The sequence below is a fragment of the Haloleucobacter albus genome (assembly GCF_052492075.1).
Map to the genome: position 1 here is coordinate 530,940 of NZ_JBQWAS010000028.1, position 26,287 is coordinate 557,226.

The window sequence follows — 26,287 nt, forward strand, 5'->3', positions numbered from 1 at the left end:
GGTCATGCCGCCCTCCGTTCGGGAGAGGCCGCCGTGTCGATCAGCTGGCGGATGGCGCGCTTGTTGAAGCCGAAGGTCATCAGCGCGGAGGCGCGGTAGCGCGTCAGGCCGAAGTCATGGCGGCACTCCGGCGGCAGGTACTGAAGCTGCTTTTCGGTCGGCGGCTGGCGCAGCCAGGAGCGAGTCTTGAAGGCGCTCTCGTCGGTCTCGTGGGTGTTCAGCCAGTCGTCGGCCTGCGCGAGGCAGACGGTGCGCTCGCCCACGCCCAGCAGATGGGGGCGTTCGCCCTTCGCCCCGCCGATGGCGTACCAGACCCCGTCCAGCCAGAAGATGCCGCCCCAGGCCGCGAAGCCCGTGGCCATCAGCGCATCGTCCGTGCCGTAAAGGTCGACCCAGGCGAAGCTGGACCGCTTTAGCAGGTCGATCTCGGTCATCATGAAGCCCGAGAGCGGCGCGGCACCACCGCCTTCACCGGCCTCTTCGTCCTCCCGCGGGAACGCCTCGCCGCAGAGCGGGCATTCGGTGGCGGCCAGCGGGATTTCCGCCTCGCAGGCAGGACAGGTCTTGGTCGGCGCCTCGCCGGTTTCGGACTTGCCGTCGAGATCGACATCCTGTTCCAGAGTGCCGTGGATCAGGCTCGAAGTGCCAAAATCCAGCACGACACAATCGGTCTTGACGATGCCGGGGTGTTCCTCGGGGTCGACGGTGCGCAGCCCGCGCCCGACCATCTGGATCATCGTGGACTTGTAGGAGCTGGGCCGCAGCAGCACGACGCATGAGGTGGGCGGGTGGTCCCAGCCCTCGGTCAGCACCGCAACGTTGACCACGACGCGGATGGCGCCCGCCGCGTAGTCGGCGAGGATCGCCTTGCGGGTCTCGGCTGAAAGATCGCCGTGGATCAGCGCGGCGGAAACGCCCGCCGCCCTGAAGGCGTCGGTGACGTGTTCGGCATGCGCGACGGTGGAGCAGAACACCACGGTCTGCCGATCGCCCGCCTTTTCCTTCCAGTGGCGGATCACCTCGTCGGTGACAGGGGCGCGGTCCATGATGCCCGCCACCTCCGCCATGTCGAAATCCGACATGGTCTTGCGGACCGAACGCAGCTCGTCCTGCACGCCCACGTCGATGACGAAGGTGCGCGGCGGCACCAGGTGGCCCGAGGCGATCAGCTCGCCCAGCCGCACCTGGTCGGCGACATTGTCGAAGACCTCGCGCAGACCCTTCTTGTCGCCCCGGTTCGGCGTGGCGGTGACCCCGAAGATGCGGGCATCGGGATTGGCTTCGCGCACGCGGTCGATGATGCGGCGGTAGCTGTCGGCGACGGCATGGTGCGCCTCATCCACGACCAGCAGGTCGAGGCGCGGCATGTCGGCGAGGTTCGAGACCCGCGCGAGCGTCGGCACCATGGCGAAGGCGACCTGGCCGCCCCAGGACTTCTCCGTGGCGTCGATCACCGAGGTGGCGACGCCCGGCACCACGCGCTGGAACTTGGCGCGGTTCTGCGCCGTCAGCTCGTCGCGATGGGCGAGCACGCAGGCCTTCGCGCCGTCGCCGATCATCTCGCCGGTGACCGCCGAAAGCATGATGGTCTTGCCCGCGCCGGTGGGCGCCACGCCCAGCGTGTTGCCGCGGGAGGCGAGCGCAGCCACGCTGCGCTCGACGAAGGTCTTCTGGCGGGGGCGCAAGCGCATGGCCGGTCTCCCCCTTACTGCGCCCAGCTCGGCCGACCGGCGGCGCCGGGGGCGGACGCGGGCTGGCTGGGCTGGGTGGCCGTGGTGGGCTGCTGCGCAGTGTGGCCCTGCGCCTGGGCGGCGGTGAATTGCAGCGCGACCGCGCCCATCAGCGCGGCGTAGTCGCGATGGTCGGGCGTGACCGCGGCGCGGATCTCGTTCTTGTCCTCGCCGTTGGTGTCGGTGCCGATGTCGATGCGGGCGACGAACTCGACGCCGTCGAGATCGCCGAACCCGTTGATCCGGCGGCGCGCCTGCGCCTCGGGCGAGTTGTCCTTGTCGGACACGCCGCGCGCGGAGTTGAGGATGCCACGGATCAGGCCGCGCCCCATGTTGGCCCAGTCCGGGCCCTTCGGGCTGTAAAGGCCGATCAGCGACCAGACCTTGCGCCGGGCATAGGGGCCTTCGAGCACCGTGTATTCGGCGTCGAGATAGACTGCGCCGGTAGCGGCGCGGCGCGCCCAGCCGCCTGTCCAACCCTGCGAGGGGTCGTCGAAGCCGCCCGGGCGGAGCGTCAGGCGCACCTTGGCGAGCGTGCCCTTGGGGATGACGTTGGTATTGGATTGCGCGGAGTTGAAGTCGTTCCAGGGTCCGGACATTGCGCGGCTCCTTTCAGTTGGAGGATGGGACGCGCAGCGGCGTCAGAAGGGAAAAGCCACTCCGGCGACCGGATCGGGACACCGGGCGTGGCGAGAGGCGCTCAGCCATGTCCGGGCTCCTGCGCGGGCGCGGGATCGGCCGGGGTCACCGGCGGCCAGGTCAGGCGTTCGGAGGCAGGCGCCGCAGGGCGCTGGATCTTCTCCATCAGCCGTCCGAGATGCGGGGCCTCGACCCTGTCAAGACGGCCCGAGCGGTCCTTGGCCGGATAGCCCCAGGGGTTCAGCGTCTGGCAGACGAAGGCGCGCTGCGGCTGGCCGCCGGGGTCCGGGATGTCGGCCATGGTGATGACCTGATCCACGATCCCGGGCAGCTCCAGCCCGGTCTTCGAGCCGTCGATCTGCGGCTGGAAGACCTTGCGATTGAAGTCGTCGAGCCGCTCGTCAAGGATGCCCACGAACCAGACATGCTTGCCGCGCGTGTGCTGCAAGTGGGTCAGCCAGCCTATCATCTCGCGGCCATGCAGCCCGTAGGCGCCGCGGATGTCGGGTTTGCCGGTCTTCTCCGAAAAGGCCTCGGGCTGGCCGCGGCACCATTGGAAGCAGAGCCGCCCGGCGACGGTGATCGAGTCGATGAAGACGGTCTCGTATTTCCCGATCACCGCCGGATCGCCGTAGCGGCCGCAGACCTCGTCGAAATGAGCCTGGCTGTAGGGCTGGTCCTCGCGCAGCGCCGGGTTCGGCCCGCCGATGAACACCGCGAAGTCGCGGCATTCCTTCCAGGTGCGGGGTCGGAGCGTGTCGATCTCCAGCCCCTCGACCGCCAGATCCCCGGCCTCGAGGTCGAGGAAGAGCGTGGTCGAGGCATTCAGCGTCCAGAGCAGGCTGGTCTTGCCGATGCCGGACCGGCCGAAGATGACGCCCTTGATTCCCTTGCGCTGCGCGAGCCGTTCGTCGGCGCCGATGATGGGAAGGGCCATCACTGGCCCTCCTTCTTCATCACCGACGCGGCGGCGCGATCTGCGCCGATGCATCCGGCCTCGCGGGCGAGCTTGTAGAGGCGCTTCAGCGCGTCGGCGCGGCGGTAGGCGGCCGTGCTCTCGCGCTCCGCCTCCACGATCGCGAAGGCGATCTCGTCGACGGTCGCCTCGACGACTGGCAGCGGCTCGCGCGGCTCGTCACCGGCGCGCTGCGGGAAGGCGATGGTTTCGGGGAGGTCTTCGAGCGCGTAGCTCGCCTTGCGAAGACGGTTGATGTCGTTCGGTTGGTCCGGCATGGCGTTTCTCCGTGGGATGATGTGATCGAGGAGGCGCATCACGCGGCCTCGCGGACGTCGGGCGCGGGCTCGGCGACGTAGATCGCCAGCAGCGGCGTCCCGTCGGCATGGGCGCCGGCGTCCTCGATCTGGTAGTTGCGGTTGGGCTCGCAGACCTCGGTCAGCTCCCAGCGGCGATAGAGCCCCGGAAGACGCCTGAAATCCTCGAGCGACAGATCGGCAGTGCGGTTCATGCGTGTCTGCTTTCGGTTGGAGGGAAGGCGCTCGGGGCGCTCGAATGGGAAAAGCCACCGGCGGGACCGGATCGGGACATCGGTTCAGGGGATTTCCTTGAGGGCGTCGTGCAGTCGGCGCATCGCGCGCTGGTACCGCTTGCGGGCGGCGGCCTCGGTCAGACCCAGTTCCACGGCGACCTCGGCCTGGGGGAAACCCTCGACCGCCACGCGGATCACCAGCAGGGCGTCATCGCCGAGCAGCTTCCGAACGGCGTCGTTCAGCCGTGCGTACCCGGTTGCGCCGATCCCGCTGTCGCCGCTGTCCGCCACCTCGTCGGGATCGGCGCGGCTGGCGAGATGTTCGCGCGCCGTGTCGCGTTGGCGCACGCGGATCATGTCGCGCTCGACATTGCGCAGGACCGTGGCCGCGATCCAGTTGACGCGCCCGAGGTCGAGGCCGCGGACCGCCTCGGTGGTGCGCGTCAGCACGTCGGACGCGACCTCGTCGGCGGTGCCGAGCCTGCGCCAGAGCGACCGGCGCCGGATGGCGTCGAGGCCGGGCCAGAGCGCCAACAGCAGGAGAGTCAGCGCGCAGTCGGACCTGGGCCCGTCGCCCTGCGCCGCCCTGACGAGCGCAGCGAGGATCACGTTCTTCTGACCCTGATCGCCGGGCGTGCGGTGCAGCCCGTCGAGCAGAGCCGCCGGATCTCGGAACGGCGTGAGGGCAGCCTGTCCACGCCGGACAGCGTCGAAGCTGCGCTGGAAGTGAAGGTTGGAGGAGGAATGCATGAGGTGATCACGGATCTCGTGCCACGCGAAGGACATCGGACGCCTGCCTTGCGGCCAGGCGTCCGGCGCCTTCTCGTGGCCAGGTCAGGACGTCGCGCGTCTCTGCGATTTCAGGGGGTTGGGTGGATGCGCGCGTCAGCGCGTGGGTGCGGGCGCGTTGTTCAGCGTGCCGCAGCCCCGGCAGGTGGCCTGAACCGGAAAGCCCACGAGATACTCGTGCCCCCGCGCGAAGCGCAGGTGCATGCGGCCGTCCCGGCAGACGCCGAGCAGCTTGTCACAGCGCGTGCAGCGCCATTCCGAGTTGTGGGTGGTGGGCTTGGTCGTCGCGGCGCGGGACCAGCTCGTCTGGGCTGCCTGGCGCGAGGGGAAGGGAGTCGGCATGAAAAAGCTCCTCTATGTGGAGCCCTTCCAATAATCAGCGGTTTGTTAGACCGTCCCCCGTCGCATGTTAGACCGTTGTTAGACGGGTTCCTCGACCGAAGCTTCGGCTACGTCTTCGGCTGGCTGTGCTTTAACCAGAAGGCGCCAGTATCCCCGTTTCGTGCCAGCGCCAATGTAGACGTCGCGGATGCTGTCCCAAGTTTTCGGCCGGAATGCCTGCTGCGGACTGCGCGACCCAAGCCCGTCCATCAGCGGCTTGACATGGACATCGGGGCTGCCGGCCTTCTCGGCTGCGACCAGTCGTTCGAAGATCGTGATCTGATCCGCACCCGTCAGCGCGAGCGATGTCTTGCCGGGAATGTGCAACGTCGCCGATTGCGTGCCCGATCGCAGGACCTGCGGCGTCGCACCGCCCCGCGCCAGCGAACGATTGGTTCGGTAGGCGAGCTCGAGCGCATCTCGCGAGAGAAGAAGATCGTCGGCGCCCGTTGACATGCAGCCAGAAATGGGGACGACGAGGTTCGGCCCAAGGTATCCAGGACCGTCAGTGCCTGCCGACAGCACGATCCCGACACCGGCCGCGTTGCGCGCGCGCATCAGCTGATCTAGGCGCGAAATCGTCTTGAGGTCGTGAAGGCGACGGGCGAAGTAGATCGGAACATCGGCACCGTCGATCCGCATGGAGCCGAGCATCGACAGGTCCGCATCCAGCACCTGCGCCGCGAGCTTGTTCAGCATCGGCTTCAAAAGCCCAACCACGGTTTCGTGCAGCCACTCGCGGTTGATCTCGTACATCTCGAGATCCGAAGTCGGCCTCAGGCCCCCATCTTTTCCGAAGGCACCGACAACACGCGACATGCCTTCGATGCCGGATGGCTTGACCTCGGCTTCTCCCCCCAGGTCATCATCGTCGATAAGCACAATGTCTTGGCGCCCCCGCCGGTCGAGAAGACCGCCTTGGATCATGCGGTCCGGATCGAGACCGAGCTCGCGCAGATACTCGCCGCTGACATCGTCCTCGGTCCGGTCGTGAAGCATGACCAGTTGCGGGAATATCCCGCGCAGGTCGGTAGGCTCGATCTGCTTGAAGGCGCTGAGAATGCCCCAAGCGTCGAGAAGCGCGAACCCGAGGTTGCGTTCATCCGGATCCTTGTTGCTCTGGAGATTGCAGCTCTTCGAGCCGGAAATGGTGATGTTGAGCGTGCGCACCTTGCCGTCACCGATGCGATTGTAGGTGACGGCGATCCCGACGCGGCTGAAGCCGTCGGCGCGCCGGAAGATATTGTTCGGCTTCAGATAGCGGTCGGCGACCTCCTCAATGTCGTCGTCGGCCGCCACCTTCAGAAGAAGCTTCCGGCTCCATGAGCCAAGGCGGATTTCAGCCTCGAGGACGCGCGCGTCCGTGATCTCGTATCCAGAGATACGCGGCAGATCGAGCCGCAGCGAACTGCGGAAACGCGAAAGGTTGTAGCGCTTCCAAGTCAGGGGCTTCTGCGACACGTCGTGCCCCAAGGCCTCGTCAGCGAATGACCCGGCAACGCCCTGCCGCACGACCGGACTGTCCGCGCAGACCTCAATCTGTCGGATGGCGGGCGTGTAGATGAGAGTGGCCTCGTTCGGCGGGCGATAATAGATCGTGCCCCGGCGCCCGTCGTCACGATGGTCATGGACGCTCGACAGCGGCCCGCCATGGCGAACGATCAGCATGATCGACGCTGGGTGCGCGGCAGTGGCGGGCAGATCCAGCGCCTTCACCGTGCAGGCGGTTTTAAGTTGCAGAACCGACGTGATCTTCGCGGCCAGAGCCGCTTCGTCGATCGACCCCGAATTGAGGTTGACCGCTTTTTCGAGTTCCACCTCGAAGGCATCGTAAAGTTTGCCATAGTCCCTGAATTTTCGAGCGAAGTGGAAACTCTCGGCGTCCTCGAATGTCTGGCGGGCATTCAGAAATGCCCAGATGCTCTTGCAGAGCGGATCGGGTTGCCGATCGAACTCGAGCGTTTGCTCATCGTCGAGTTGTTGCTCGGTGATTGCCGTGAGCGAATCGATACCCTTGCCTTCGGCGAGTGCCAGGACGCGGCGTGATCTCTGCTCGGCGGGCCGCAACTCGTCTGCATCGAATTTCGACAGGATCTGCAACAGATTTTGCCGAAACCCGTGTGCCATTTCCTCGTCCGAGGGATCTGGAATAGCAGTGGGCAGGCCGAAATCGGGTTCGTTGTCGCCCTCTCGCACCGCGAGGACAGCCCGGACGAGGTCAATGCGGGCATCCTCGATTAGGCTATGGATGTGCGGGCCAACCGGGGATGCCTTTCGCGCCATGAAACCACCTCAACGAATACATTCTCTTGATTGATTCAACTTCCGATAATTGTGGACAAAACCGCACCCTGCAAGACCCGATGTTCTTAACCTGTTCGCATCGAGGAAGCTCGTGGCGCTGTGATGTCCCGTCTCCATCGGCCGGATGGCTTTTGATCGGTAGCAACTCTACCGAACACGGCCGATCCCCGCATGAAACGCCCCAATCCACTGCCTCCCGCCCAGATGACGCCCGCCGAACGCCGCATTGAGCTGTGTGGCCTGCTCGCCCTCGGGCTGGTCCGCCTGATGCGGCGCAATCGGGGCGAACCTTCTGACGATACTGGAGAAATTCGCCTACACTATCAGGCCGACCAATGCCGTCATGCAACCCGGAAGCCAACGGAGAAAGCATGACGACGCACGACCCCATCCCCGCCCGCCTGGCCGCGCTGAAGACCACACCGACGCCTGACCTGAAAAAGCAGTGGCGCGATCTGTTCGACAGCGAACCGCCGCCGTTCAACCGGCGCTATCTCGAAAGCCGTATCGCCTACCGCATCCAGGAACTCGCCTATGGCGGCTTGAAGCCCGAGACGATCCGGCGGCTGGAACGGCTGGGCGAGGAACTCGACGGCGGGGACAAGAAGAAGCGCGGCATGCGCCTAGACCGCGACCTACCGATCACCGGCACACGCCTCCTGCGCCAATGGCAGGGCGTCGAGCATGTCGTCACCGTCATGTCCGACGGCTTTGAATGGCAGGGGCGCCCCTACAAGTCGCTGTCCGCCATCGCGCGCGCCATCACCGGCACTCGTTGGAATGGCTGGGTATTCTTCGGCCTCAAGAACCACAGGGGGCGGGCATGACAAAGCCGCCCGAAAAAACCAAGGTCGCCCGCAAGCTGCGCTGCGCGGTCTACACTCGAAAATCCTCCGAGGAAGGCTTGGAGCAGGAGTTCAACTCGCTGCACGCCCAACGTGAGGCATGCGAAGCCTATATCGCCAGCCAGCGGTCCGAGGGCTGGGTACTGGTCCGAGATCAGTATGACGACGGAGGCATCTCCGGTGGGACGCTGGAACGCCCGGGCCTCAAGCGCCTGCTGGTCGACATCGAGGACGGGTTGGTGGATGTTGTGGTGGTCTACAAGATCGACCGTCTCAGCCGTTCGCTCGCCGATTTCGCCAAGCTGGTCGAGGTGTTCGACCGCAACGGCGTGACCTTCGTCTCGGTCACGCAGTCGTTCAACACGACGACCTCCATGGGGCGGCTGACGCTGAACATCCTGCTGTCCTTCGCCCAGTTCGAACGCGAGGTGACGGCCGAGCGCATCCGCGACAAGGTCGCCGCCAGCCGGAAGAAGGGCATGTGGATGGGCGGCGTCCCGCCCTACGGCTACCGCGTCGAGAACCGGAAGCTGGTGATTGACGACGAGCATGCCGAGCATGTCCGCTGGATCTTCGCCCGCTTCCTCGAGATCGGGTCCTGTACGGAACTGGCGCGGGAGGTCGGCGCACGCGGCATTCGGACCCCGCGCGGCAACCGGATCGACAAGAAGTACATCTATCGGATGCTCAGCAACCGCGCATACATCGGCGAAGCCGTCCACAAGGGCGACAGCTATCCCGGCGAGCATGACGCCATCATCGACCGCGAAACCTGGGACCGGGTCCACGCCATCCTGCAAGAAAGCCCCCGCAAGCGCGCCGCACGCACCCGCGCCGAGACACCGGCGCTGCTCAAGGGGCTGCTGTTCGGGCCCGATGGCGCCGCCTTCTCGCCGACGCACACCCGGAAAGGCGACAAGCTCTACCGCTACTATGTCAGCCAGACCGTGCTGAAGCACGGTGCTGGATCCTGCCCGGTGGGTCGTGTCCCCGCAGGTGAGATCGAGGCTGCCGTCATCGACCAGTTGCGCGCCGTGTTCCGCCAGCCGGAGATCGTTGCGGGGACGTGGAAGGCGGCGCGCGCCGACGCCAACGACATCACCGAGGCCCACGCCCGCGCGGCCTTGCAGCAGCTCGACCCGCTGTGGGACGAACTCTTCCCCGCCGAGCAGGCCCGCATCGTGGCGCTGCTGGTCGAGCGCATCGATATCGGAACGAACGGGCTCAACTTCCGGCTCCGGATGGACGGCCTCGGAGGGCTCGCCCGCGAGATGCTGTCTGGCAGCATCGGAGCAGCGGCATGACCCGCGCGACGGCGGTCCCTGAGACGGTCACAATCCACGTGCCATTCCGCATCGTGAAGCGCGGTGGGCGGAAGGAGATGCAGCTGCCAGAAGGCGGCACGCCCCCGGCGAGGGCCGACAGCACGCTGGTCAAGGCGCTAGCGCGAGCATTCCGCTGGAAGCGGATGCTGGAGTCGGGCGAGTTCGCCACCATCGCCGAACTGGCCGAGCGTGAGGGGATCGCGCCGTCCTACATGACACGCGTCCTGCGCCTGACACTGCTCGCGCCCGACATCGTCGAGGCGATCCTCGATGGGCGGCAGGGGCTGGATGTGACGCTCGCCCGGCTGATGGAACCGTTCCCGGCAGAGTGGGCGGATCAGACTCTGGCATTTGCAAGGACATAGCGCCATCCGGCTTGCGTCAGGTGAAGTTCGCGGCTTAGTCTGCCGCAGTAAAAGGCGGCAATGTCAGCTCGATATCGGGGCGCTCGGCAAGGTCGCCGCCGTCCGATAGTAGAGAGCGACAATGGAAGCGGCCGAGCGCACGATCAGCCAGATTTTGACCGAACAGATTCGTTACGAAATTCCCGCGTACCAACGCCCATATTCATGGGAGAAGGGTAACGTCGAGCAATTTCTCGACGATATCTGGGAAGCCTACGAAGCCCAGGATGAAGAGTATTTCATTGGGTCGCTCATCACCATCGAGCGCGAAAAGGGCCGACTTTATGACGTGGTGGATGGCCAACAGCGACTGACGACACTGAACCTGATCCTCGCACGGCTTCGGGACCACATCGAGGATCCAGAGGTCAGGGCAGATCTTGGAAAGCGCGTACTGCCAAAAAATCCCTATACCGGCGAGGAAGAAACTCCGCGCCTGACGTTGCGCCAACGCGACCAGAGCTTCTTCCGTCGTCATGTTCTTGCCGGCCAGGCCATCCCAGATGCGATCCGCAAGGAGATCGTCAAGGACCAGGATGCGCCAAAGCAGCGGATTGTCGAAAACCTCGAAGCCATCGACGCCTTCATCGGTCAGCACGACCAGAAGACGCTGAAGCTCTTTGCCAATTTCCTGCTCAGCAAGGTCTATGTGGTCTTCGTGACCACAGCATCCTGGCAATCTGCGTATCGTCTCTTTAACGTGTTGAACGCACGCGGCATGGCGTTGTCGAACGCCGACCTGATCAAGAACATGCTTTTCGCCCGCCTCGGCGGCAATTCGACACGAAGCGGCGAGCTGGACGAGGCGTGGCTTGAGCTGGAAGAGCAGATCGGGATCGAGCGCCTGGATCAGTTCATGGCGCATCACCGCAGTTCCATCGTCGCCACCAAGGCCCGCAGGGCGCTCCACGAGGAATTCGAGCCGCTGGTCGAAGCCGCAGTGAGCCCGTTCTCGCTTCTCGGGGAGCTGAACACCTCTGCCCGGAACTACCTGCGCATCCTGCGAAATGATTTCGAGACACCCGCCGCACGCCGCGCCGTCAGGTCATTGCAGCGCGTGGCATTCGAGGAATGGATTCCGCCGCTGCTTGCCTTTCTCAACCGGCCGGAGCCTGCGCTGATCGCGAACGAGAACCCGGCGCCTGCCTTGACCGAGGATGAGTTCATCGACCTGCTCGAGCGGATCACCTATCAGAACTGGATCAGGCGCCTTGCGTTCACCGCGCGCCTTACTGTGTATTTCCAGCTGATAACGGCAATCCGGGCCGGCAAGTCGGCCGACGACATCCGGGCAATTTTCCTCAGCAACGCGAACGATGACGAGTTCCGCTCGCTGATTGACGGGGAGGTCTATGGTCGGCCCTTCGCTCAGGCGGTTCTGCTGCGCCTCGAGGAGGCGGACCAGGATGAATCGGTCACCAAGGATTTCGGCGGCAAGATCACCATCGAGCACGTCCTGCCGCAGGCGCTGAAGGATGATTACTGGCGCGAACGTTTCACCGATGACGATCATCGCCTTTGGCTGCATCGCCTTGGCAATTTGGCGCTGCTGGCCGGGATCAAGAATTACAAGGCAAAGTTCTATTCGTTCGATCGCAAGAAGGAAGTTTTCTCCAGAAAGAACGACAAGGTCTCGTTCGACACCACCAAGCCAATCCTAGCGGCAGACGAATGGACGAAGGATCAGCTGGCCTCGCGCCAGATCGACCTTGTCGGCCGCGCCGTAAGGGTCTGGTCGTTGGCCTCTCCGGCCGCCTCCGCCACCACTGGCCAGCCCCTTGTGGCTGAATCGGCATAGGTGGGTTTCGGGGTGCACCGGTGAACGAGGCCGATACCTGCCGCAAACTTGTCGTCCCGAAGCTGCAGGAAGCAGGCTGGGACGACCGGCCGCATGCCATCAATGAGCAGCGGACGTTCACCGATGGCCGGATCGTCTTCGTCGGCGGCCGGGCCCGCAGGGGCAAGCAGAAGCGCGCGGACTATGTTCTGCGCTACAACCCCGACTTCCCGATTGCCGTGGTAGAGGCCAAGGCCAGATACCGCCATGCCGCAGATGGCTTGCAGCAGGCCAAGGATTATGCCGAGATTCTTGGGCTCAAATTTGCCTACGCCACCAATGGCGCCGAGATTGTGGAATTCGACTACACGACCGGTATCGAGCGTATGCTGGACGCGTTCCCGAGCCCGGATGAGCTGTGGGCGCGCCAGCGCGCGGCAGAGGGACTAAACGACCCGCTCACAGCCGAGCGGTTGCTGACCCCGAGCTTTCCGGATCGCGCGAAGCCGTTGCGGTACTATCAGGAAATCGCGGTCAATCGTGCCGTCCAGGCAGTACTGCAGGGGCGGAAACGGATCCTGCTCACGCTCTGCACCGGGGCAGGCAAGACTGCCGTCGCCTTCCAGATCAGCTGGAAGCTGTGGTCGGCGCGCTGGAACGGCAAGGGCGTGAACCGCACACCAAAAGTTCTGTTCCTGGCCGACCGCAATGTCCTCGTCGACGATCCGATGGCCAAGGATTTCAGCCCCTTCGGCGACGCGCGCCACAAGATCGCCGGTGGCATCGCGGTCAAGAGCCGCGACATGTATTTCGCGATCTACCAGTCGATTGCGCGCGACGAGAACCGGCCCGGACTGTATCGGGAATATCCCCGCGACTTCTTCGACCTGATCATCGTGGATGAATGCCACCGCGGCAGCGCGCGCGACGACAGCAATTGGCGCGAGATCCTCGAATGGTTCGAGCCGGCCACCCAGATCGGCATGACCGCGACGCCCCGGCGCGAGGAGAATGTCGATACCTACACCTATTTCGGCGATCCCCTCTACGAATACAGCCTGGCGCAGGGGATCGCGGATGGCTTCCTTGCGCCTTACCGCGTGCATCGGGTGATCACGGACTATGACGCCGCAGGCTGGCGGCCAAGCCGGGGCGAGTTGGACCGATACGGCCGAGAAGTCCCCGACAATGAATACCAGACCCGTGACTTCGAGCGCGTCGTCGCCTTGCGCGCCCGGACCCGCGCCATCGCCCGCCATCTCGCCGACTTCATGGCCGAGACCGACCGTATGGCCAAGACCATCGTATTCTGCGTGGATCAGGAGCACGCGCTGGAGATGCGTCAGGCGCTGGCGGAACTGAATGCCGACCTCGTGCGCGACAACCCGGACTATGTCTGCCGCGTCACCGCCGACGAAGGCGACATCGGCCGGGGTCACCTCTCCAAGTTCCAGGATGTGGAGACCGACACCCCGGTCATCCTGACCACATCGCAGCTGCTGACCACCGGCGTCGATGCGCCTACCTGCAAGAATGTGGTTCTGGCGCGCACCGTGGGCTCGATGCCCGAGTTTAAGCAGATCATCGGCCGCGGCACCCGGCTGCGCCCGGACTACGGCAAGCTTGCCTTCAACATCATCGACTATACTGGCACGGCGACGCGCATGTTCGCCGACCCCGCCTTCGATGGCGAGCCGGTCCGCGAGGCCGAATCCGTCATCAACGAAGACGGCGAAACCATCGAGGAACACGAGGCTGAGGATGTGGCGCCCGAGCCGGGCGACATCCCCGAGGGACCAGAGGCGCCTCTGGGCGACCCCGAGCCGGAACCGGGGCCGCGGAAGTTTTATGTCGATGGCGGCGAGGTCTCTGTCGTCCGTCATCTCGTCTATGAACTCGATGCCGAGGGCAAGAAGCTCGCCTGCCGCCAGCTGACCGACTACACCGGCGACAAGGTCCGCACCCTCTATCCCAATGCTTCCGAGCTGCGCTCCGACTGGCTCGACCCTGAGCGCCGTGCCGAAATCGTCGAGCAACTCGAGGAAAAGGGCATCGACCTCGACACCCTGTCCGAGGCCGTGGGCAAGCCCGAGGCCGATCCTTTCGACCTCCTGTGTCATTTGGCCTACAACACCCCCCTGCGCACAAGGCGCGAGCGAGCCGACCGCCTGCTGCGCGAACAGGACGCCTTCCTAGCCCGTTTCGGCCCGGATGCCCGCAAGGTTCTCGACGCTGTTCTTGAAAAATACGCCGAACATGGCAGCGCGCAGTTCAAGCTGCCCGATATTCTCGAAGTCCCGCCTTTCAATGAATGGGGCAACGTCATAGAAATCGCCAGACGCTTCGGCGGGGGAAAGGAGCTTCGCAGCGCCGTCACCGAGCTGCAGCGATTGCTCTATACCGCCTGACTTGAAGGACTTCCCCAATGGCCAAACCCGCCCGCAAGAAGGCTGCGCCCAAGCAACTGACCACCGCCCAGCGTCTCGACAGCATCATCAAGTCCGCCCGCAAGATCATGCGCAAGGACAAGGGGCTGAACGGTGATCTCGATCGCCTGCCGATGCTGACCTGGATCATGTTCCTGAAATTCCTCGACGACATGGAGCGGATCGAGGAGGAACGCGCCGAACTGGCCGGCACGGATTATCGCCCGATCATCGAAGCCCCTTACCGCTGGCGCGACTGGGCGGCCCAGGCGGACGGCATCACCGGCCCCGACCTTCTGGCCTTCCTGACCGCGGAAAAGGCCGAACGCCCCGACGGCACCAGGGGCGCCGGGCTGTTCGCCTATCTGCGCGCGCTGCGCGGAGACAACGGCCGCCGAGAACGCCGCGACGTGATCGCCACCGTCTTTCAGGGTTTCACCAACCGCATGGAAAGCGGCTACTTGCTGCGCGACGTGGTGAACCTGATCGACGGCATCCATTTCGATTCCTCCGAGGAGGTTCACACCCTCGGCCGCCTTTACGAGACCCTGCTGCGCGAAATGCGCGATGCCGCCGGCGACTCGGGCGAGTTCTACACTCCGCGCCCCGTCGTGCGCTTCATGGTTGCTGTCACCGATCCGCAGCTTGGCGAGACCATCCTCGACCCGGCCTGCGGCACCGCCGGCTTCCTGACCGAATCCTTCCTGCATCTCGAACGGCAGGCTGACACCGTCGAAAAACGCCGCATCCTGCAAGACCGCAGCGTCATGGGCGGCGAGGCCAAGTCGCTACCCTTCCTGCTGGCGCAGCTGAACCTGCTTCTGCACGGGATGCACGCGCCCAAGATCGACCCGGGCAATGCCCTGCGCTTTCGCCTGAATGAAATCGGCGAGGCCGAGCGCGTGAACGTCATCCTCACCAACCCGCCCTTCGGCGGCGAGGAAGAGGCCGGGATCCTCACCAACTTCCCCGAGGACCGGCGTACCGCCGAAACCGCGCTGCTGTTCCTGCAACTCATCATGCGGCGCCTGAAGCGCGCAGGACGCGGCCGCGCCGCCGTTGTCGTGCCCCACGGCACGCTGTTCGGCGACGGCATCGGCGCGCGCATCAAGGCTGACCTGTTGCAGCAGTTCAACCTGCACACCGTCGTGCGCCTCTGCGAGGGCGTCTTCGCCCCCTATACCGACATCCCGGCCAACCTGATCTTCTTCGATACCACCGGCCCCACCCGCGACATCTGGTATTACGAGATGCCCCGCCCTGAGGGGCGCAAAAAATACTCCAAGACCGCTCCCATGGCTTGGGAGGAGTTCGCGCCCTGCCTTGACTGGTGGCAGGACCGGCAAGAGAGCGACCGCGCCTGGAAGGTGGATGGGCCGTCCCTGATCCAGCGCGACGCCGATGGCCGCGTCATCGCCTGTAACCTCGACCTCAAGAACCCCCATGCGCTTGAGGCAGAGGACCACCGCCAGCCTCTTGAGATCGTCGAGGCAATCACCGCCCGCGAGCGTGAGATCATCGCGATCATGGACGACATCCGTGCTGAACTGGCGGAGGGGCTGTGATGGTGCAGACGATCCGGGTTGGGGACTTTCTTAGCCGATCAGAGGAATGGGTCGAAACCCGACCGGATGAGCGATACAAGCAGATCACCGCCCGTCTTTGGGGCAAGGGCCTCACATTGCGGGGCGAGGCCCTCGGATCAGAGATCGCGGCAAGTCGCCAGATCAGGGCGCGGGCGGGGCAGTTCCTGTTATCGCGGATCGACGCTCGGCACGGGGCATATGGCATCGTGCCCGCCGAGCTCGACGGCGCCCTCGTGAGCAACGATTTTCCGTGCTTCGACATTGACGCGACAGCAATACTGCCGGGTTATTTCCTTTGGTATTCGAGCACTGACGCTTTCATCGACCTGTGCCGCCGTTCCAGCGAGGGTTCCACAAACCGGGTTCGCCTGAAAGAGCCCGCGTTTCTCGATATGCGCATTCCCCTCCCACCCCTAGCCGAGCAGCAGCGCATCGTGGCGCGGCTGGATCGGGTAGCGGGGCTGGTCAGGGTGCGGGCAGAGGCCGCTGCCGCGATGGAGGCCGACCTGCAGGCGATGCTGGCTAAGGCTTTCGCCCGCTGCATCGACGCCGCCCCCCGCCGCCCCATGGCCGAAGTCGCCCCCCTGATCCGCCGCCCGGTCGAGATCGAGCCGGACGGCGCCTATCCCGAACTCGGCGTCCGCTCCTTCGGCCGCGGCACCTTCCACAAGCCGGTGCTGCCGGGTTCAGAGGTTGGCACAAAGAAGCTGTTCGAGATCGCACCCGGCGATCTGCTGTTCAACATAGTGTTCGCATGGGAAGGTGCCGTCGCCATCGCGCAACCCGCTGATACTGGCCGCGTTGGCTCGCATCGCTTCCTGACCTGCGTGCCCGAACCCGCGACAGCAACCGCAGACTTTCTGCTGTTCTATTTCCAGACGCCAGAGGGGCTGCAGCGCCTTGGCGAAGCCTCACCCGGCGGGGCAGGCCGCAACCGGACCCTAGGTCTGAAGAAACTTGAAACCATCGAAGTCCCTCTGCCGCCGCTTGAAACCCAACGCTGGTTCGACCGCCTTCAGGCCAAGGCTCGCCAAATCCGCGACATCCGCGCCGCATCGGCCCGCGACACCGACGCCCTGATCCCCGCGCTTCTGCATCAGGTCTTCGGCGCCGGGGACAGGGCCGCATGACCGGCGGCGGTGACCAGCCCGATCTGCTGTCTGACCTGACCGATCTGGACTTCGCCCGCCATCTGCTGGCCGAGATGCACGACGACCTGCACGGCAAGGTCTCGCGCTATCGCATGCTGACCGATTTCAGCCGCGATCTCGGGCCGAACGGAACGATGATCTTCGGCGGCCAGGCCGCCCACTTTGCCTGGATCGAGGCACGCTCGTCCTTCGTCCACGGCAACTTCGCCGCCACAATCCTGCTGTGCCAGGGGCTGGTCGAGCATCTACTGGCGGCCTGGTTGCACGGCGGCCTTCTGATTGACGACATCCCCAACCGGATCTCCTTTCGTGAAACCCTGCGCCGCTGCCGCGAGCGGGACGTGATCTCCGATCTGGACGTGACCGACCTGCAAAGGCTGATGGGCCTGCGCAACCCGCTGTCCCATTTCCGGCACGTCGATGATGCCGGCAATCTCGACCGCCGCTCGCTCGACACCGGCCAGCAGGCCGCCGACGTCGTTCGCCACGACGCCATCTTCGCCATCGGCCTCGCCGTCAGAATGCTAGCCAAGCCCGCTTTCCGCCTTGGACCGACCGCCTGAGCCCGGCGCCCCGCCTCGATTATGGTTCGACCCCGGTTCCATCCCGCAAACGCCCCTCTCGTCGAAGTGCTCAGCCTGACCCTGAAATAAACAATCCCTGCCAATGGCTTGCAGAACTTTACCAAATCCGCGCAGTCAACAGGTCCGGAGAATATCGACCCGGAGAGAACGCTTCCGGGCCGCTTGGCGCCGCCGCCGGTGCTCAGCCCCTCCCGCATAACCCTCGAAAACAACGGAAAAATCCGGCCGCAGCCGGATCGGGAGAACGCTTTCGCGGGGGTAAGTGGCGGAGAGAGAGGGATTCGAACCCTCGATACGGTTGCCCGTATACACGCGTTCCAGGCGTGCGCCTTCAACCACTCGGCCACCTCTCCATCCATATGCGGGAAGACACCCGCATCGTTGGGGCTGGTTGCTCCTTAAAGCAACTGTGGCACCGGTTGAGTGTGCCGCTCCAACGTGGAGCCGGACTATACATTCCCCTCACGCTGACGCAAGATGGTTTTTTGCTGCGGCGAAATTTCTTTTCTACCTGTGCATGACTCGATCCAAAAATGGCAAAAATCCTGTTTTTGCCGGGGGCTGGCGGTAGCGCCGGGTTCTGGTGCCCTGTCGCTGAAAGGCTGGCGGAAAGGCAGAATCATCCAGCACTCTCCGCGTCTGCTGTCTTTCTCTCCTGGCCCGGCCTTGGGGCCGAACCTACAGAACCGCAGATACAAGGGCTGGATGATCTGGTCAGCCGCACCTGTGCACATATGGATAAACCGGTGGATCTGGTTGCGCAGTCCATGGGTGGACTGGTGGCGCTGAAAGCTGCCCTGAAGCGACCTCATCTTGTGCGGCGCATGGTGCTGGTCGCAACTTCTGGCGGCGTGCCGGCGGCCGATCTGGGTGGGGCGGATTGGCGGTCAGATTATTATACCGCCTTCCCCCATGCCGCCCGCTGGATTGGGGAGGCACATGAAGACATCTCCCCTCAACTGGGCAAGATCACCATGCCTGTCCTGCTGTTATGGGGCAATGCCGATCCCATCAGCCCGCCGGCCATCGGTCAGCGCCTGCAACATCTGCTGCCGAATGCCCGACTGCACGTCATTTCCGGGGGTGACCATGATCTGGCCCAAACCCATGCCGGGCCTGTCGCCGCGCTGATTGGCGCGCATCTGGCAGACGCCGGCTGGCAAGCCAGCATTGACCTTCAAGAGGCAATGGAAGGCTAGCCCACCCCAACTGACGCCGCCTTTACCGGCACCTGCGGGCTCATCTGCGCCTCGCCGGCTTTCATGGTCCTGATGATGGCGGGCAAAATACTCTGTCGCATGGCATGGCCATAGAACAGGGCGAAATGTCCGGCCCCCTGCACCAGCAAATGTTGGTGCAACCTGCGGGGAATATTCGGGCACAGGCCATGAGCTGCTTCTGTCTGGCTGGGGCCGGAAATATCATCTTCCGCCCCCTCCACGGTCAGCAATGCCGTATGGCGCAGATATTGTGGCCGCACCCGGTGGCCGGAAATTTCCAGCAGCCCCTGAGCCAGAGCATTGGCACGAAACAGAATTTCAACATTACTGATGAAGAACTCCGCAGGCACATCCATCAGGGTCCAGCACAAACGGGCCAGCGGGTAGCGCCACGGATCATCGCCATCATCAAAGGCCAGCTGGAAGGGCAGCCGCCCGCCACTCACGGCCTGCCGCCAGAGATAGAAGGCGAATGTATCGGTCTGTCGCCAGCCGGGAAACACCTGCCGGCCCGCACCGGGGAACCGTGGCGGAACCGTCTCCACCACCTTTTTCTCCAGGCTTTCCGCCGCCCGTGTCTGCAACAGCCGCCACAGGCGTGTGGGATTGCGCGATGAATCAATGGGGCCACCCATCAGCGTCAGGCTCAGGGGGGCCACATCCATCTCAGCCAGAATGGAAGCCCCTGCAAGCGCAGGCACGCCCCCCTGGCAAACCCCCACCACATGAAGCGGCGCCTCAGCCGGCGCGCGGGCCGCCATGGCCCGTATCATCTGGGTGGTTTCAATGCAGTTGGCCGCGAAATCAAACGCACCGGCAGAAAGCGGCACATAGCGGGCATTGGGCCATTCGGTAATGCCCACCTCCTCCGCCACGCCAAGCAGGGCCACCACCAGATCCCGCAGCAGGAAGGGATAGCCGCCCGCCATCGGGGCCACCACCAGAATGCGCCGCCGCACCGGCGCGCCTGTCCGCGTGAAAATGCGCAACTGGCCGAAAGGAAGCGTGGCCACCACTTGCGTGCGCACCGCGATCAACCCGCGTTCCGTGCGAATGCGATTGATGCCGAACGGCCGGAAAGCTGCTTCATTCAGGTGCCAGTCGGCACCGGGGGGGCCCATGGTCAGGGGGCGCAGTTCGTCGAGCCACATGGTGAGAGTCTCAGCCCCATTTTACATTCAGGCAAGGCCCTGTGGTTGCATTGCAGTTCTAACGCACCTCTATCTTGTTATCCTACCCCTTTCTTGCGGCAGTGGAATGGCGGCCGGTACATTTCCCGCATGCACCCCATATGCGATGAGGTGCACAACCAGAATCCAGACGGCGGAACATCGCGACGCCGAAAGGCCGCGCGGTTCGCACAAGCGGGCAAAAGGGGAGCAAGATGCCGACATCATCCAGCCAGAACAGCCATGCCACCTCACGGCGGCCGGCCTCTCACAGCCAGCCTGCGGCCCGCTGGGAGTTCTGGATCGACCGGGGCGGCACCTTCACTGATATTGTCGGGCGCGCACCGGATGGCCGGCTGCTGCCGCTGAAGCTGCTCTCGGAAAACCCTGAAGCCTACAAGGATGCCGCTGTTCAGGGCATCCGCACCCTGCTCGGCCTGCCTGCCGGTGCGCCGGTGCCAGAATATCAGGTTTCAGCGGTGAAGATGGGCACCACCGTTTCCACCAATGCGCTGCTGGAGCGCAAGGGCGAGCCGACCCTGCTCATCACCACACGCGGTTTCCGCGATGCCCTGCGCATCGGCTATCAGGCGCGGCCGGATCTGTTCGCGAAGAAGATCGTGCTGCCGGACATGCTGTTTGCCCGTGTGCTGGAGGTGGAAGAGCGTGTGCGCGCGGATGGCGCGGTGGAGAATGTGCCGGATATGGAGGCGGTGCGCGCCGGCTTGCAGCAGGCGTGGGATGATGGCCTGCGCGCTGTGGCAGTGCTGTTCATGCACGGCTATCGCTATCCGGCCCATGAAGCTGCCGTGGCGCAGTTGGCGCGAGAAATGGGCTTTCCGCAAGTCTCCGTCTCCCATGAGGTCTCGCCCCTCATCAAGCTGGTGGGGCGGGGCGACACCACGGTGGCCGATGCCTATCTCTCCCCCATATTGCGGCGCTATGTGCGGCAGGTGGCCGATGAACTGGCCGGCGATGCTGCAAATGCGGAAGATGTGGCCGAACCCATACGTCTCATGTTCATGATGTCATCGGGCGGGTTGACGGCGGCGGATCTGTTTCAGGGCAAGGACGCGCTGCTTTCCGGCCCGGCCGGTGGCGTGGTGGGCGCGGCGGAAACCGGGGCGCTGGCAGGTTTTTCACGCATTATCGGCTTCGATATGGGCGGCACCTCCACGGATGTCTGCCATTATGATGGCGAGCTGGAAACGGCCTTTGATACCGAGGTTGCGGGCGTGCGCATTCGCGCGCCAATGATGCGCATTCATACGGTGGCGGCCGGCGGGGGCTCGCTGCTTACTTATGATGGCGTACGCCTGCGCGTGGGGCCGGACAGTGCGGGCGCAAACCCCGGCCCGGCCTGTTACCGGCGCGGCGGCCCGCTGGCGGTGACAGACGCCAATGTGATGCTGGGCAAGCTGCTGCCCGCCTATTTTCCGCAGATTTTCGGCCCCGGCCAGAATGCGCCTCTGGATGCTGAAGCCGTGCGCACGAAATTCGCGGATCTGGCAAAAAAGATGGGTGGCACGCGCACACCGGAAGAGATCGCGGATGGCTTCATCACCATTGCGGTGGAGAATATGGCCAATGCCATCAAGAAAATATCCGTACAGAAGGGCCATGATGTCACCCGCTATGCGCTGAATTGCTTTGGCGGAGCAGGCGGGCAACATGCCTGTCTTGTCGCCGATGCGTTGGGCATGACAACAGTGCTTGTTCATCCGCTCTCCGGCCTGCTCTCGGCCTATGGCATGGGGCTGGCACAAGTGAGGGCGCAGCGTAGCGGCTCACTGGGAGAAGACCTCACCCCCGCACTGGTGCCGTCACTGGAAGAGATGCACGCCCGCCTTGCCGACGAAACGCTGGACGAGTTGGAAGGTCAGGGCGTCAGCACGCGGGAGGCCACCACAGAGGCACGCCTTCATTTGCGCTATGCCGGCACGGATACGGCGCTTCCCGTGCCTCTCGCCACACCGGAAGAGATGCGGGCGGATTTCGAGGCCCGTCACAAGGCGCAGTTCGGTTTCATCTCGCCGGAAAAAGCGCTGGTGGCAGAAGCCATGTCTGTCACCTCATCCGGTGGCGGCGCGGGCGTGGACGAGCCTGAACAACCTCTGAACGAGGGCGCTCCTGCAACAACCGAAACCACACATTTCTTCTCACGCGGGGCATGGCATGACGCACCCGTGGTGCTGCGCGCAGCCTTCCGCCCCGGCATGCGCATGCCCGGCCCGGCCATCATCATCGAACCAAACCAGACCATCATCGTGGAAGAGGGCTGGCATGCCGAGGTGAATGCGCGCGACCACCTCATCCTCTCGCGCACCACGCCCCTGGTTCGCGCAGAGGCTGTCGGCACCCATGCCGATCCGGTGATGCTCGAGGTGTTCAACAACCTGTTCATGTCCATCGCCGAGCAGATGGGCGTCACACTCCAGAACACGGCCAGCTCCGTCAACATCAAGGAACGTCTGGATTTTTCCTGCGCGGTCTTCTCGGCGCAAGGCGCGCTGGTGGCCAATGCCCCGCACATGCCTGTGCATCTGGGCTCAATGGATCGCTCGGTGGAAACCGTGCTGCGTGAGAATGCGGGGCGCATCCGCCCCGGAGACGTGTTTGCACTGAACGCCCCCTATAATGGCGGCACCCATCTGCCGGATATCACGGTCGTCACGCCGGTGTTCGAGGATGATGCCCAGCCGGATGGCGGACGGCTGCTGTTCTGGGTGGCGGCGCGCGGGCACCATGCCGATGTGGGCGGCGTCGCCCCCGGCTCCATGAGCCCGAACGCCACCACCATCGAGGAGGAAGGCGTCTATATCGACAATTTTCACCTCGTCGAGGCAGGACGCTTCCGGGAGGCGGAGGTGCTGGCCCTGCTCACCGGGGCAACATATCCCGCCCGCAACCCGGCGCAGAATATCGCAGATCTGAAAGCCCAGATCGCGGCGAACGAGAAGGGCGTGCAGGAGCTGCGCAAAGCCATCGCCACCTTCGGGCTGGATGTGGTGGAAGCCTATATGGGCCATGTACAGGACCATGCCGCCGAGGCCGTGCGCCGGGTGCTGGACCGGCTGGAGGATTGCGCCTTCACCTGTGAGACCGACAAGGGTGCGCGCATTGCCGTGAAGATCTCGGTGGACCGGGAAAAGCGCGAGGCGGTGGTGGATTTCACCGGCACTTCCCCTCAGCAGCCGGACAATTTCAACGCCCCCGCCCCGGTCACACGCGCCGCCGTGCTCTATGTCTTCCGGGTGATGGTGGAAGACGACATCCCCATGAATGCCGGCTGTCTGCGCCCCATTCGCATCGTGGTACCGGAAGGCTCCATGCTTGCGCCGGTCTATCCGGCCGCCGTGGTGGCAGGCAATGTGGAAACTTCACAGATGGTGACTGATTGCCTGTTTGGCGCACTGAAGGCGCTGGGTTCCTCGCAAGGCTCCATGAACAATCTCACCTTCGGCAACGCCACCTATCAATATTATGAGACGCTGTGCTCCGGCTCGCCCGCCGGACCCGGCTTTGATGGTACGGATGGCGTGCATGTGCACATGACCAATTCGCGCCTGACCGACCCGGAGGTGCTGGAAACACGCTTTCCCGTGGTGCTGGAGGATTTTCATATCCGCCAGGGTTCGGGCGGGCGCGGGCAATGGCAGGCGGGCGGCGGCACCTACCGGCGCATCCGCTTTCTGGAAGAGATGGAATGCGCGCTGCTCTCCTCCCATCGCAAGGTACGGCCCTTCGGCCTTCTGGGTGGGGAGGACGGACAGGCCGGCGAAGGCTTTGTGCGGCGGGCCGATGGCACGCTGGAGGTGCTGGCCGGCTGTGACCAGAAGCATCTTGCGCCGGGTGAGGCGGTCATCATCATCACCCCGACTGGAGGCGGCTATGGCGCTGCCACCCTGCGGCGCGATCCGGCCTGAGGCCGGCTCATCAACATAGGGCGCTCTCCCGGCCAGACGAGCCGGAAGAGCACCCGGATTCAGGACTGGGCCTCCACGGCGGGCTCCTCAACTGGCTCAGCGGCGGGCACCTTTGCTGAGAAGCGGCTGGCGGCGGCCACGCACAAGGCCACCCCCAGCGTCGTCATCAACATTTCCGGGCGCACCTCCTCATGCAGCAGCAAGGCAGCCAGCGCGAGGCCGAAGAAGGGCTGAAGCAGCTGCAACTGCCCCACCGCCGCAATGCCACCCTGCGCCAGACCGCGATACCAAAACACGCAACCAATCAGCATGCTGAACAACGCGACATAACCCAGCCCGACCCAGGCGCGCGCCGGCACTGCGGCAAAGTCCCCCGGCATGGTGAACAAAGACAGCGGCACCATGACAGGCAGCGCCACCACCAGCGCCCAGCAGATAACCTGCCAGCCACCCAGATGCCGCGCCAGCCGTCCCCCCTCTGCATAGCTGAGACCGCAGGTGACGATGGCCAGAAGCATCATCACATTCGCCATGGGGGCCGCTGTCAGCCCCTGCGCGGCGGCGTAGGCCACCACCAGTGCACTGCCGAAGCCGGAAAAGAGCCAGAAGGCTGGGCGCGGACGCTCACCACCGCGCAGCACGCCGAATAGAGCCGTCACCAGCGGCAGCAGGCCGATAAACACCAGGGATTGCGCTGAGGATATCTCCTGCAAGGCCAGGCCCGTGAAGAGCGGAAACCCCACAACCAGCCCGGACACAACCACCACCAGCGACAGAATATCCCGTCTGCGCGGCAGGGGCTGGCGCATCACCACCAGCATGGCGATGCTCAGAAGGGCGGCGATGACGGCCCGCACCCCGGTGAGAAAGAAGGGGTCCAGCCCGCTTACCCCCACCCGTGTGGCCGGCAGCGAGCCGGAAAAGATGACCATTCCAATGAAACCATTGAGCCAGCCCCTGGCTGTCCTGTTCATGATGAGATGCGCCTTTCCGCTCTTCTGATGGACGCATCCTCTGCCCGTGCAGCTCGACTGGCCAGAGACAGTGCAGTACAATTGGTAAAAACTGTTATGGCCACTGGAGCAGTACGGATGGCGCGAAACCCGGCGCAAACTTCAGGCGGAACACGCATTGATGCAGTCATGGATGCCGTGCGCGCCCGCATTCATGCACGTCAGTTCCCCTCCGGTGCACGCCTGCCTTCGGTGCGGGCGCAGGCCAGGGCAATGGGCGTTTCCGTCTCCACCATTGTGGAGGCTTATGAAAGACTGGCCGCTGAAGGGCTGATCCGCGCCCGTCCTGGCTCCGGCTTCTATGTCTGCGGCCCGGCCGCCCCGCTGGCGCTAGCGCAGATGGAGCCGCAACTGGAGCGGGAGGTGGACCCGTTATGGATCTCCCGTCACGCACTGGATGTGGGGCCGGAGGTTCTCAGGCCCGGTTGCGGGTGGCTGCCGGCCTCATGGATGCACGAGGCCGGAATACGTCGCGCCCTGCGCCAACTGGCCCGCGCCAATGCGCCGGCACTGGCAGATTATGCGCCCCCGCTGGGCCTGCCCGCTCTGCGGCAGGTGCTGGCGCGGCGCATGGCCGGCAATGGCATCGAAGCCGCCCCGGAGCAGATCCTGCTCACCGATTCCAGCACACAGGCCATTGATCTGATCTGCCGTTTCCTTCTGGAGCCGGGCGATACGGTGCTGGTGGATGATCCCTGCTATTTCAATTTCCACGCCTTGCTGAAAGCCCACCGGGTGCAGGCCATTGGCGTGCCCTATACGCCCCACGGCCCGGATATCGCCGCCTTCGAGGCTGCGGCACTGGCCCATGCACCACGCCTCTACATCACCAATGCCGCCATCCATAACCCAACCGGGGCGACACTTTCCCCCGTGACGGCGCATCGCCTGCTGCAACTGGCGGAACGGGCCGATATCGCCATTGTGGAAGATGACATCTATGCCGATTTCGAGCACAGCCCCTCTCCGCGCCTCGCGGCCTTTGACGGGCTCGCGCGCGTGCTGCATATCGGCAGCTTTTCCAAGACCTTATCGGCCGCTGCACGGTGCGGCTACATTGCCGCCCGGCCGGAATGGGTGGAAAGTCTGGTGGATCTGAAGATCGCGACCAGTTTCGGAGGCAGCCAGCTTGCCGCAGAACTGACGCTGGTGGCGCTGACGGATAGCGGCTATCGCAAACATATGGAGCAGGTGCGCCTGCGGCTGGCCTCCGCCATGACACAGGTGGTGAAACAACTCGCCCCGCTTGGCATCACCCCATGGCTGGAGCCTCAGGCTGGCATGTTCCTGTGGGCTCGCCTGCCCGAAGGCATGGATGCCGCCCATCTCGCCCGCACCTGCCTGAAGGAGGATGTGGTGCTGGCACCCGGCAACGCCTTCAGCCAGGCTGGCACAGCCAGCGGCTTCCTGCGCTTCAATGTGGCCCAGAGCCAGGATGAGCGCATCTTCCGGGTGCTGGCGCGAGCCATGGAGCCGTACGGATCAGCCCCGCCCTCCTGAACGCAAAACGCCCCGGCGCAGACCACGCCAG

General features: G+C 64.5%; 21 protein-coding genes and 1 tRNA gene. 11 read left to right on the top strand and 11 right to left on the bottom strand.

What is annotated here, in order from left to right:
• Nucleotides 1-2 precede the first annotated feature (2 nt).
• The 8 genes from ACT6QH_RS12350 to ACT6QH_RS12385 all read right to left on the bottom strand — a co-directional run bounded on the left by ACT6QH_RS12350 (nt 3) and on the right by ACT6QH_RS12385 (nt 7,309).
• Nucleotides 3-1,691 (bottom strand): DEAD/DEAH box helicase, encoded by a 1,689-nt coding sequence (locus tag ACT6QH_RS12350; RefSeq protein WP_444975107.1) that lies wholly within the window; start codon nt 1,689-1,691, stop codon nt 3-5.
• Between the two features lie 14 nt (nt 1,692-1,705).
• Nucleotides 1,706-2,329 carry a hypothetical protein gene (locus ACT6QH_RS12355; protein ID WP_444975108.1) on the bottom strand — a complete coding sequence of 208 codons (624 nt, stop codon included), beginning with the start codon at nt 2,327-2,329 and terminating at the stop codon, nt 1,706-1,708.
• Between the two features lie 101 nt (nt 2,330-2,430).
• Nucleotides 2,431-3,306, bottom strand: a complete 876-nt coding sequence (locus ACT6QH_RS12360) for an ATP-binding protein (RefSeq protein ID WP_444975109.1) — start codon at nt 3,304-3,306, stop codon at nt 2,431-2,433.
• The gene (locus ACT6QH_RS12365) at nt 3,306-3,602 is read right to left on the bottom strand and encodes a hypothetical protein (RefSeq protein WP_036718273.1); all 297 of its coding nucleotides are present in this window, start codon (nt 3,600-3,602) and stop codon (nt 3,306-3,308) included. Before ACT6QH_RS12365 ends, ACT6QH_RS12360 begins: the two co-directional genes overlap by 1 nt.
• Before the next feature lie 38 nt (nt 3,603-3,640).
• Nucleotides 3,641-3,835, bottom strand: a complete 195-nt coding sequence (locus ACT6QH_RS12370; RefSeq protein ID WP_018303655.1) for a hypothetical protein — start codon at nt 3,833-3,835, stop codon at nt 3,641-3,643.
• Nucleotides 3,836-3,919: 84 nt separating this feature from the next.
• Nucleotides 3,920-4,642: an RNA polymerase sigma factor gene (locus tag ACT6QH_RS12375; RefSeq protein WP_444975110.1), complete on the bottom strand. Its 723-nt coding sequence runs from the start codon at nt 4,640-4,642 to the stop codon at nt 3,920-3,922.
• A 99-nt stretch (nt 4,643-4,741) separates the two neighbouring features.
• Entirely contained in the window at nt 4,742-4,987 is a 246-nt protein-coding gene (locus ACT6QH_RS12380) for a hypothetical protein (RefSeq protein WP_155046334.1), read from the bottom strand.
• A 78-nt stretch (nt 4,988-5,065) separates the two neighbouring features.
• Nucleotides 5,066-7,309: a hypothetical protein gene (locus ACT6QH_RS12385; protein ID WP_444975111.1), complete on the bottom strand. Its 2,244-nt coding sequence runs from the start codon at nt 7,307-7,309 to the stop codon at nt 5,066-5,068.
• Between the two features lie 392 nt (nt 7,310-7,701).
• On the opposite strand from ACT6QH_RS12385, the gene ACT6QH_RS12390 reads away from it, so the two are divergent.
• The 8 genes from ACT6QH_RS12390 to ACT6QH_RS12425 all read left to right on the top strand — a co-directional run bounded on the left by ACT6QH_RS12390 (nt 7,702) and on the right by ACT6QH_RS12425 (nt 17,407).
• Complete coding sequence (locus tag ACT6QH_RS12390; protein ID WP_423206968.1) at nt 7,702-8,157, top strand: DUF2924 domain-containing protein; 456 nt, start codon at nt 7,702-7,704, stop codon at nt 8,155-8,157.
• Complete coding sequence (locus ACT6QH_RS12395) at nt 8,154-9,479, top strand: recombinase family protein (protein WP_444975112.1); 1,326 nt, start codon at nt 8,154-8,156, stop codon at nt 9,477-9,479. Before ACT6QH_RS12390 ends, ACT6QH_RS12395 begins: the two co-directional genes overlap by 4 nt.
• Nucleotides 9,476-9,865, top strand: coding sequence for a ParB/RepB/Spo0J family partition protein (locus tag ACT6QH_RS12400; protein WP_444975113.1), 390 nt, complete (start codon nt 9,476-9,478; stop codon nt 9,863-9,865). The genes ACT6QH_RS12395 and ACT6QH_RS12400 overlap by 4 nt, the downstream gene beginning before the upstream one ends.
• Before the next feature lie 121 nt (nt 9,866-9,986).
• Nucleotides 9,987-11,702 carry a DUF262 domain-containing protein gene (locus ACT6QH_RS12405; RefSeq protein ID WP_444975114.1) on the top strand — a complete coding sequence of 572 codons (1,716 nt, stop codon included), beginning with the start codon at nt 9,987-9,989 and terminating at the stop codon, nt 11,700-11,702.
• A gap of 20 nt (nt 11,703-11,722) precedes the next feature.
• A complete protein-coding gene (gene hsdR / locus ACT6QH_RS12410) occupies nt 11,723-14,089 on the top strand; it encodes an EcoAI/FtnUII family type I restriction enzme subunit R (protein ID WP_341870504.1) in 2,367 nt (788 codons plus the stop codon).
• Between the two features lie 17 nt (nt 14,090-14,106).
• A complete protein-coding gene (locus ACT6QH_RS12415) occupies nt 14,107-15,672 on the top strand; it encodes a class I SAM-dependent DNA methyltransferase (protein ID WP_374293130.1) in 1,566 nt (521 codons plus the stop codon).
• The gene (locus ACT6QH_RS12420; RefSeq protein ID WP_374398067.1) at nt 15,672-16,823 is read left to right on the top strand and encodes a restriction endonuclease subunit S; all 1,152 of its coding nucleotides are present in this window, start codon (nt 15,672-15,674) and stop codon (nt 16,821-16,823) included. The genes ACT6QH_RS12415 and ACT6QH_RS12420 overlap by 1 nt, the downstream gene beginning before the upstream one ends.
• Nucleotides 16,820-17,407 (top strand): hypothetical protein, encoded by a 588-nt coding sequence (locus tag ACT6QH_RS12425; protein WP_374398066.1) that lies wholly within the window; start codon nt 16,820-16,822, stop codon nt 17,405-17,407. Before ACT6QH_RS12420 ends, ACT6QH_RS12425 begins: the two co-directional genes overlap by 4 nt.
• Before the next feature lie 284 nt (nt 17,408-17,691).
• Here ACT6QH_RS12425 and ACT6QH_RS12430 read toward each other — a convergent pair.
• A tRNA-Ser gene (locus tag ACT6QH_RS12430) sits at nt 17,692-17,781 on the bottom strand.
• Between the two features lie 180 nt (nt 17,782-17,961).
• Here ACT6QH_RS12430 and ACT6QH_RS12435 point away from each other — a divergent pair.
• The gene (locus tag ACT6QH_RS12435; protein ID WP_444975115.1) at nt 17,962-18,627 is read left to right on the top strand and encodes an alpha/beta fold hydrolase; all 666 of its coding nucleotides are present in this window, start codon (nt 17,962-17,964) and stop codon (nt 18,625-18,627) included.
• Here the strand turns inward: ACT6QH_RS12435 and ACT6QH_RS12440 are convergent.
• The gene (locus tag ACT6QH_RS12440; RefSeq protein ID WP_444975116.1) at nt 18,624-19,799 is read right to left on the bottom strand and encodes a hypothetical protein; all 1,176 of its coding nucleotides are present in this window, start codon (nt 19,797-19,799) and stop codon (nt 18,624-18,626) included. The two genes, ACT6QH_RS12435 and ACT6QH_RS12440, sit on opposite strands and share 4 nt — an antisense overlap.
• Nucleotides 19,800-20,032: 233 nt before the next feature.
• Here ACT6QH_RS12440 and ACT6QH_RS12445 point away from each other — a divergent pair, with 233 nt between their 5' ends.
• A complete protein-coding gene (locus ACT6QH_RS12445) occupies nt 20,033-23,743 on the top strand; it encodes a hydantoinase B/oxoprolinase family protein (RefSeq protein WP_444975117.1) in 3,711 nt (1,236 codons plus the stop codon).
• Nucleotides 23,744-23,802: 59 nt separating this feature from the next.
• Here ACT6QH_RS12445 and ACT6QH_RS12450 read toward each other — a convergent pair whose 3' ends face one another.
• Entirely contained in the window at nt 23,803-24,717 is a 915-nt protein-coding gene (locus ACT6QH_RS12450; protein ID WP_444975118.1) for a DMT family transporter, read from the bottom strand.
• 117 nt (nt 24,718-24,834) lie between these two features.
• Here ACT6QH_RS12450 and ACT6QH_RS12455 point away from each other — a divergent pair, with 117 nt between their 5' ends.
• Nucleotides 24,835-26,256, top strand: coding sequence for an aminotransferase-like domain-containing protein (locus ACT6QH_RS12455; protein WP_444975119.1), 1,422 nt, complete (start codon nt 24,835-24,837; stop codon nt 26,254-26,256).
• The last annotated feature ends 31 nt before the right edge of the window (nt 26,257-26,287 follow it).